The sequence below is a fragment of the Avibacterium endocarditidis genome (assembly GCF_002921145.1).
Taxonomy (GTDB): Bacteria; Pseudomonadota; Gammaproteobacteria; order Enterobacterales; family Pasteurellaceae; genus Avibacterium; species Avibacterium endocarditidis.
The window spans coordinates 1-8,903 of sequence record NZ_PQVI01000050.1; the positions used below are offsets into that span (position 1 = coordinate 1).

The following is an 8,903-nucleotide window of genomic DNA, read 5'->3' on the forward strand; positions in this document are numbered from 1 at the left end:
TCCATAATTCTGTGCGTTTTCATAGTAAGTAATAGCATATTATGATATATTCAGCCATTAATTTTGTAACTAGAAAATCCTTGATGAATGACAGAGATTGACTTTAACAATATTCCCCAACACGTTGCCATTATTATGGATGGCAATGGCCGTTGGGCGAAACAACAAGGAAAAATGCGTATTTTCGGGCATAAAAATGGCGTGGCGGCAGTGCGTCAAGCGGTTTCCTATGCACGAAAAATTGGTGTCAAGGTGCTGACGCTTTATGCCTTCAGCAGTGAAAATTGGACGCGTCCTGAAACAGAAGTCAGTGCATTAATGACACTTTTTATGCAAGCACTGGATTTAGAAGTGAAAAAATTGCATAAAAATAATATCCGCCTAAACATTATTGGGGATACATCCCGTTTTAGCGAAAAATTACAACAAAAATCGAAAAAGCAGAAAAATTAACCGAAAATAACACCGCACTTACTTTAAACATTGCAGCTAATTATGGTGGAGACTGGGATATTGTGCAGGCAGCAAAACAGCTTGCAAGCCTTGTTAAAGCGGAAAAGTTAGCACTTGATGAGATCACAACAGAACGTTTTCAACAACATTTGGTTACTCAAGATCAGCCAATGGTGGATTTATTAATTCGCACCAGCGGTGAACAGCGTGTAAGTAATTTTTTACTGTGGCAAATTGCCTATGCAGAATTTTATTTTTCTGATGTGCTATGGCCAGATTTTAACGAACAAGAATTTAATCAAGCTATCTTAGCTTATCAACAACGAAATCGCCGTTTTGGTGGAGCAGAACAAGAGGACTAAATTGTGCTTAAACAACGTGTTATTTCCGCAATTATTTTAATTGCCATTGTCTGTGCAGCGTTATTTTTATTTTCTCCTTTTTATTTTGCCTTAGCCTTGGGCGCAGTGGCGACCTTAGGAATTTGGGAATGGACACAATTCGCTCAAGTCAAAAATAAATTTTGGCGTGTTGTAGTAGCAGGCTTAGCAGTGCGGTGCTTTTTTTGTGGATTTTAAGCGAAGCCAATTATCTCAATGCGGGCCGCGTATTTGAACATTATGCTGAGCCTATTTTATTAAGCGCAGTAATTTGGTGGATTGTGGCGCTTGGCTTTGTGGTGAGCTATCCAAATTCTGTCAAATTATGGGCAAAATCGGTGATTTTGCAAGGCGTTTTCGCTATTGTAACCCTTGTGCCTTTTATTGTAGGCGTGTTGCGTTTGCGCTTAGACGGTTATGTTGCCAACCCTTATCACGGCTTAATGTTGCTCTTTTATGTGTTTATTTTGGTATGGGCAGCGGATTCAGGTGCTTATTTTGCTGGCCGCAAATTCGGAAAACATAAACTTGCGCCAAAAGTTTCCCCAGGGAAAACGTGGCAAGGTGTGTTCGGTGGGCTGGTTACCGCTGGCGTGCTAGCAGGGATTTTTATGCAAGTCGCTCCACAAGATTTATTCAATGTACCAACCGTGCCTTTTATCGCCTTATCTGTTGCCACGGTGGCAATTTCTGTACTGGGCGATTTAACGGAAAGTATGTTTAAGCGCGAAAGTGGGATTAAAGACAGCAGTAATTTGATCCCAGGACACGGTGGGATTTTAGATCGCATCGATAGTCTTACCGCCGCCGTGCCATTCTTTGCGTATTTCTATTTTTATGTGTTGTAGGAAAAAACGAATATGTCCTTTTTGTGGTCGTTAGGTTCATTTTTGATAGCCATTTGTGTGCTGGTTTTTGTACACGAATACGGACATTTTTGGGCTGCCAGAAAGTGCGGTGTAAAAGTTGAACGTTTTTCTATCGGTTTCGGCAAAGTGCTGTGGTCGTTCTTTGACAAAAAAGGCACCGAGTTTTCTATCTCACTGATTCCGTTAGGCGGCTATGTGAAAATGCTTGATGAGCGTAACGAAGCTGTACCAGAAGCGTTGAAATCTCAAGCGTTCAATAATAAATCTGTGGCACAACGTGCTTTTGTGATTGCAGCAGGCCCGATGGCGAATTTTATTTTTGCTATATTGGCCTATTGGCTGGTGTATTCCATTGGGATTCCTAGCGTGAAACCTGTGATCGCAGAGGTTCGACCAGCGTCCATTGCAGCCCAAGCGCAAATTCAACCTGATTCACAAATTATCGCCATTGATGGCACAGCAACCCCAGATTGGGAAACCATCAATATGGTGCTTGCCACCAAAATGGGCAATCCTAATGTAGAAATCACCCTTTCGCCTTTTGGTTCAGATGTAAAACAGCAACGCACTTTAGATTTAGCCAATTGGCGATTCGATCCTGAAAAAGAAAGTGCTTTTGGCGCGTTGGGTATGATTCCAGTGCGAACTAAAGTTGAAATGACCTTGTCTAAAGTGGCGGAAGATTCCCCTGCACAAAAAGCAGGTTTGCAGGTGGGGGATAAATTTTATACCAATACTGGCGAGCCAATGAATTGGCAAGATTTTATTCAAGATGTGCAAAAAGGGCAGCCTTTTACATTGAGAATTGAACGAGCAGGGGAAACCTTATATAAAACCTTAACGCCAGTGTTAAATGAAAAAGGTAAATGGTTTGTTGGCGTATCGCCAACGGTTCAGCCCCTTGATGAAAAATATCGCACGGAATTAAAATATGGTGTTTTTGAGGCTTTACAGAAAGGCGTAGAAAAAACCAAGGATTTAATGCTACTGACGGTAAAAGTCATTGGTAAATTATTTACCGGTGATCTTTCTTTAAATAATTTAAGTGGACCGATTTCTATTGCCAAGGGCGCAGGGATTTCCTCGGGAATTGGTTTTGTTTATTATTTAAGTTTTATGGCATTAATTAGTGTAAATTTAGGTATTATGAATTTGTTCCCGTTACCTGTGTTAGACGGCGGACATTTAATTTTTCTTGCCGCTGAGGCGATAAAGGGAAAAACGCTTTCGCAAAAGGTGCAAGATACCGCTTATAAAATTGGCGCAATATGCTTATTAGCTTTAACAGCATTTGCTTTGTTTAACGATTTCTTACGTTTATAACTCTTTCTTTTACAAGGATAAAAGTAACAATGAAAAAACTTTTAATCGCAAGTTTATTATTGGGTTCAACCACGGTGATGGCTGCCCCTTTTGTTGTGCAAGATATTCGTGTCGATGGCGTTCAGGCAGGCACGGAAGGCAAAATTCTTGCGAATTTACCCGTTCGAGTTGGGCAACGAGCAACAGATAAAGATATTGCCAATGTTGTAAGAACCTTGTTCTTACAAGGTTATGAAGGGGTTAAAGCCGCCCGAGAAGGAAACACGCTAGTTATTTCTGTGCAACAACGCCCAATTATTGCCGATGTGATTCTTGACGGTAATAGTTCAATTCCAAATGAAGCTTTGAAAGATAATTTAGATTCTAATGGCTTTGCCGTTGGTGACGTATTGAATTTTGATAAATTAGAGGCTTTCCGTCAAAGTTTACTTGATCATTATCACAGTGTAGGTCGCTATAACGCAAAAGTGGAAACGATTGTTACGCCATTGCCAAATAATCGTGCGGAAGTAAAAATTCAAATTAAAGAAAATGATGTAGCACTGTTAAAAGGGATCACCTTTGAAGGAAACAAGGCCTTTAGCTCAAGTAAATTACAAGAGCAAATGGAATTACAACCTGATGCTTGGTGGAAACTTTTTGGTAATAAATTTGATTCCGTACAATTTGGTAAAGATCTAGATACATTGCGCGAATTTTACCTTGATCACGGCTATGCCAAAATGCAAATTAGCAAAACAGATGTGCAATTAAATGATGAAAAAACTGAAGCAAAAGTTTCTATTGATGTCAATGAAGGTGAAAAATATACCGTTAAAAGCGCGCGTATTGTGGGTAATGTTGCAGGAATGGGCGATGAACTTTCTGCATTATTAAAACAAATTCGCGTGGGTGATACTTTCCGCCGTAGTGATGTTGTTGCTGTAGAAAATGAAATTAAAACAACCTTAGGTGAGCAAGGCTATGCCAATCCTCAAGTGAATATTAGCCCTGAGTTTGATGATCAAAATCATACGATTGCTTTAACTTACGTGGTTGATGCAGGTCGCCGTTATTCTGTGCGCCAAATTCGTTTTGAAGGCAATAACGTAAGTGCAGACAGCACATTGCGTCAAGAAATGCGTCAGCAAGAAGGAACTTGGTTATCTTCTCAATTAGTTGAGCTAGGTAAAGTGCGGTTGGAAAGAACAGGATTTTTTGAAAGCGTAGAATCTCGCACCGAAAATGTGCCAAATACTGATGATGAGCTTGATGTTCTCTATAAAGTGAAAGAACGTAATACGGGTAGCATTAACTTTGGTATTGGTTATGGTACAGAAAGTGGTTTAAGTTATCAGGCAAGCATTAAGCAAGATAATTTCTTAGGAATGGGATCGTCAATTAGTTTCGGTGGTTCGCGTAATGATTACAGTACCAGTGTTAATTTAGGTTACACAGAACCTTACTTCACAAAAGACGGTGTGAGCCTTGGTGGAAATGTATTCTTTGAAAAATACGATAACTCGAAAAATGACACTTCCGCATCTTACAGCCGTACGACTTATGGGGTGAATGGAACGCTAGGCTTCCCAGTGAATGAGAATAACTCATACTATGTTGGGCTAGGCTATGTGTATAATAAATTAAAAGATGTACGTCCTGAATATAACCGTAATATCTATCGTGAATCAATGAATGTAAGTGATTGGACATTCAAATCCCACGATTTCGAGTTCTCTATGGGTTGGAACTATAATAATCTTAACCGTGGTTATTTCCCAACTTCAGGAATGAGAGCCTCAATTGGTGGGAAAGTGACTATTCCGGGTTCAGATAATAAATATTACAAACTGTCAGCAGATGTACAAGGATTCTATCCGTTAGACCGCGATCATAGTTGGGTTATTTCAGCAAGAGCTTCAGCAGCTTATGCAAATGGTTTTGGAGGCAAGCGTTTACCGTTCTATCAAACTTATAGTGCAGGTGGTATAGGAAGTTTACGTGGTTTTGCTTATGGTGCAGTTGGACCACAAGCAATTTATCAACGTAATGATTGTCAAAACCCTGATAAATATTGTTATGTAAATGGTGATATTGTAGGAGGAAATGCGATGGTAACCACAAGCGCTGAATTAATTGTGCCAACGCCATTTGTTGCAGACAAAAATCAACGTTCAGTAAGAACTTCTCTTTTTGTTGATGCAGCAAGTGTATGGAATACAAAATGGAAAACAGACGGAAAATCACGCTTCACGAATTTGCCTGATTACGGTGATCCGAGCCGTATTCGCTCATCAGCTGGTGTTGCTTTCCAATGGCAATCTCCGATTGGGCCTTTGGTGTTCTCTTATGCCAAACCAATCAAAAAATATAAAGGCGATGAAATTGAACAATTCCAATTTAGTATCGGTGGAACATTCTAATTGGAACTTCTTCCATTCTTCTTAGTCTAAGTGAAGGCTTGGAAAGCTAATGGGAGTTTGCTTCCATTGGTATTGAATTTAAAATTGATTTATTTTAAGGAAACTCAAAAATGAAAAAGCTGTAAAATTAACCGCACTTTCTTTAGCGTTAGCATTAGGTTCATCAGTTGCAATGGCTGAAGATAATATTGCATTTGTAAATGTAGATTATTTATTTGCACATCACCCTGCGCGTCAAGTTGAATTTAAAAAATTAGATGATCAATTCAAAGCACCATCTGAAAAATTACAGGCAGCAGATAAAGCATTGCAAGATAAAAAAGCTGCATTTGAGAAAGAAATTGATGGTAAAGTGAAAGCATTAGATAAAGATGCACCGAAGTTACGTCAAGCTGACATCAAAAAACGTCAAGATGAAATTGCAAAATTAGCGCAAAAACGTGATGAAGAATTTAAAAAATTAGTGCAAGAACACCAAGAAAATATTGCTAAATTCCGCGAAGAAACACAAAAAGCAGAAATGGAAGTTGAGCGTAAATTATTAACTGACATTCAAACTGCGACTACAACAGTGGCAAAAGCGAAGAATTACAGCGCAGTGCTTGATGAGAAAGTTGCAGTTTATGCCGCTGATGGTAAAAACATTACAGAAGAAGTATTAAAAGCAATTCCAGCTCCAGCACAGGCTAAATAATGCAAAAGTCTTATTCTCTTAAAGAATTAGCACAACAAATTGGCGCTACCATTCGTGGTAACGCCAATGTGCTTATTGATAGTATCGCCCCGCTCGACAAAGCACAGTCAAACCAGCTCACCTTTATTTCAAACATTAAATTCCGTGATTTACTTGCACAATCCCAAGCAGGGATTTTAGTGGTAAGCGAAAATGATGTGGAATTTTGTTCGCCTGAAAGCAACTTGCTTATTGTCAAAGATCCTTATGTGGCTTACGCCGTGCTAGCGCAATATATGGATTCTACACCAAAAGCGGCAGCAGGCATTGCACCAAGTGCGGTGATTTCTGCCTCTGCAAAATTAGGCGAAAATGTGTCTATTGGCGCAAATGCAGTGATTGAAGATGAGGTTGAACTTGGCGATAACGTGATTATTGGCGCAGGTTGTTTCATCGGCAAAGGCGCAAAAATTGGCGCCAATACTCAGCTTTGGGCAAATGTAAACATTTATCACCAAGTGCAAATTGGTGAACATTGCTTAATCCAATCTGGCGCTGTGATTGGTAGTGATGGTTTTGGTTATGCCAATGATAAAGGACGTTGGATCAAGATCCCACAAACAGGCACAGTGATTATCGGCAATCACGTTGAAATCGGGGCTTGCACCTGTATTGACCGCGGTGCGTTAGACGCAACGGTGATTGAAGATAATGTCATCATCGACAACCTTTGCCAAATTGCCCATAACGTGCATATCGGTAAAGGTACAGCAGTCGCTGGCGGCGTGATTATGGCAGGTAGCCTGAAAGTAGGGCGTTATTGTCTAATCGGTGGCGCAAGCGTGATCAATGGTCATATGGAAATTGCCGACAAAGTTACCGTTACAGGAATGGGAATGGTAATGCGACCAATCACTGAACCAGGCGTGTATTCTTCTGGTATTCCATTGCAGCCAAATAAAGAATGGCGCAAAACCGCCGCCCTGACTTTAGACATTGACAAAATGAATAAACGTCTAAAAGCAGTAGAAAAAAAAGCTCAATAATGCTTAATTCCTTTCTCAAACGTGCCACTTTATGTGGTGCGTTTTGTATTAAATGATGAAATACCGTATAATTTGCATCAATTTTATTTTCTATTATTTTCAAATTAAAAAGGTACTATTGTGACAACAGAACAAACCGCAAAAGTCATTGAAGCAAAAGAAATTATGACCTTACTTCCGCACCGCTATCCCTTTTTATTAGTGGATCGTGTTACTGATTTTGAAGAAGGGAAATGGTTAAAAGCGATCAAAAACATCAGTGTTAATGAGCCTTGTTTCACTGGGCATTTCCCAGGTGAACCGATTTTACCGGGTGTGTTAATTTTAGAGGCACTCGCCCAATCAATGGGGATTTTGGCGTTTAAAACTCACGAATTACAAGGTGGCGAATTATTTTATTTTGCGGGAATTGATGACGCACGTTTCAAACGCCCAGTATTACCAGGGGATCAAATGGAGCTTTATGTTGAAGTCATCAAAGAACGCCGTGGTATTACCGCATTCACCGGCATCGCAACAGTCAATGGCGAAGTGGCTTGCGAAGCGAAACTAATGTGCGCACGTAGATAAACATTCATTACAAAAACAAGAGGTCAATATGATCCATTCAAGTGCAAAAATTCACCCTACAGCCATTGTAGAAGAAGGGGCAAAAATTGGCGAAAACGTGGTGATTGGCCCGTTTTGTATTATTGGTTCTGATGTAGAAATTGGCAAAGGCACCGTGTTGCACTCGCATATCGTGGTTAATGGCGTGACCAAAATTGGCGAAGACAATGAAATTTTCCAATTCGCCAGTATTGGTGAGAAAAACCAAGATCTGAAGTACCAAAATGAGCCAACGAAAACCATTATTGGCAACCGTAACCGTATTCGTGAAAGTGTAACGATTCACCGTGGCACGGTGCAAGGTGGTGGCGTAACGCGCGTGGGTGATGATAATTTATTTATGATCAACGCCCATATTGCGCACGATTGTAAAATCAAAAATCGCTGTATTCTTGCCAATAACGCTACTCTGGCAGGACACGTTGAGCTAGATGATTTCGTGATTGTGGGCGGAATGTCGGCCATTCACCAATTTGTTATTGTGGGCGCACACGTTATGCTTGGCGGTGGTTCAATGGTCAGCCAAGATGTTCCGCCTTATGTAATGGCGCAAGGCAACCACGCACAACCATTCGGTGTAAACATTGAAGGCTTAAAACGTCGCGGTTTTGATAAGCCAACATTGCACGCCATTCGTAATGTGTACAAATTGATTTATCGCAACGGAAAAACCTTAGAAGAAGTGATGCCAGAAATTGAGCATTATGCGAAAACGGAAAGTGCGATTAGCTTTTTCCTTGATTTCTTCAAGCGTTCAAAACGTGGCATTATTCGCTAATTCAATGAACAACCGCGTATAAAAAAGTTAAAAATTTTCACCGCACTTTGCTTATTGCTTAACGCTCGCAATATAAAGTGCGGTTGTTTTTTATGAGAAATTTGTTTATGGAACAAGCAAAAGCATTTCCAACAATCGGTATTGTCGCAGGTGAAGTTTCTGGGGATATTTTAGGCGCAGGGCTAATGCGCAGCCTGAAAATCCGTTATCCTAACGCTCGTTTTATCGGCATTGCTGGTAAACAAATGTTGGCGGAAGGTTGCGAAACCTTGGTGGATATGGAAGAAATTGCCGTAATGGGCTTAGCAGAAGTGGTAAAACATTTGCCCCGCTTGCTGAAAATTCGTCGCCAAGTTATCGACAAAATGTT

General features: G+C 40.3%; 6 protein-coding genes and 3 pseudogenes. All 9 read left to right on the forward strand.

Annotated features, from left to right (window positions below; genetic code table 11):
- Positions 1-87: 87 nt before the first annotated feature.
- A pseudogene (uppS, locus tag C3Z13_RS04200) lies at positions 88-815 on the forward strand (polyprenyl diphosphate synthase).
- Between the two features lie 3 nt (positions 816-818).
- Positions 819-1,681 (forward strand): annotated as a pseudogene (locus C3Z13_RS04210) (phosphatidate cytidylyltransferase).
- Between the two features lie 12 nt (positions 1,682-1,693).
- Positions 1,694-3,025: a sigma E protease regulator RseP gene (gene rseP, locus C3Z13_RS04215; protein ID WP_103855091.1), complete on the forward strand. Its 1,332-nt coding sequence runs from the start codon at positions 1,694-1,696 to the stop codon at positions 3,023-3,025.
- A gap of 29 nt (positions 3,026-3,054) precedes the next feature.
- Positions 3,055-5,427 carry an outer membrane protein assembly factor BamA gene (gene bamA, locus C3Z13_RS04220; RefSeq protein WP_103855092.1) on the forward strand — a complete coding sequence of 791 codons (2,373 nt, stop codon included), beginning with the start codon at positions 3,055-3,057 and terminating at the stop codon, positions 5,425-5,427.
- Positions 5,428-5,518: 91 nt separating this feature from the next.
- Positions 5,519-6,121 (forward strand): OmpH/Skp family outer membrane protein, encoded by a 603-nt coding sequence (locus C3Z13_RS04225; RefSeq protein ID WP_245872543.1) that lies wholly within the window; start codon positions 5,519-5,521, stop codon positions 6,119-6,121.
- Positions 6,121-7,146 carry a UDP-3-O-(3-hydroxymyristoyl)glucosamine N-acyltransferase gene (gene lpxD, locus C3Z13_RS04230; RefSeq protein ID WP_103855094.1) on the forward strand — a complete coding sequence of 342 codons (1,026 nt, stop codon included), beginning with the start codon at positions 6,121-6,123 and terminating at the stop codon, positions 7,144-7,146. Before C3Z13_RS04225 ends, lpxD begins: the two co-directional genes overlap by 1 nt.
- A gap of 117 nt (positions 7,147-7,263) precedes the next feature.
- A complete protein-coding gene (gene fabZ, locus C3Z13_RS04235) occupies positions 7,264-7,716 on the forward strand; it encodes a 3-hydroxyacyl-ACP dehydratase FabZ (RefSeq protein ID WP_035660215.1) in 453 nt (150 codons plus the stop codon).
- Positions 7,717-7,744: 28 nt separating this feature from the next.
- Positions 7,745-8,533: an acyl-ACP--UDP-N-acetylglucosamine O-acyltransferase gene (gene lpxA, locus C3Z13_RS04240; RefSeq protein ID WP_103855095.1), complete on the forward strand. Its 789-nt coding sequence runs from the start codon at positions 7,745-7,747 to the stop codon at positions 8,531-8,533.
- Positions 8,534-8,640: 107 nt separating this feature from the next.
- A pseudogene (gene lpxB, locus C3Z13_RS04245) lies at positions 8,641-8,903 on the forward strand (lipid-A-disaccharide synthase); the annotation flags it as partial.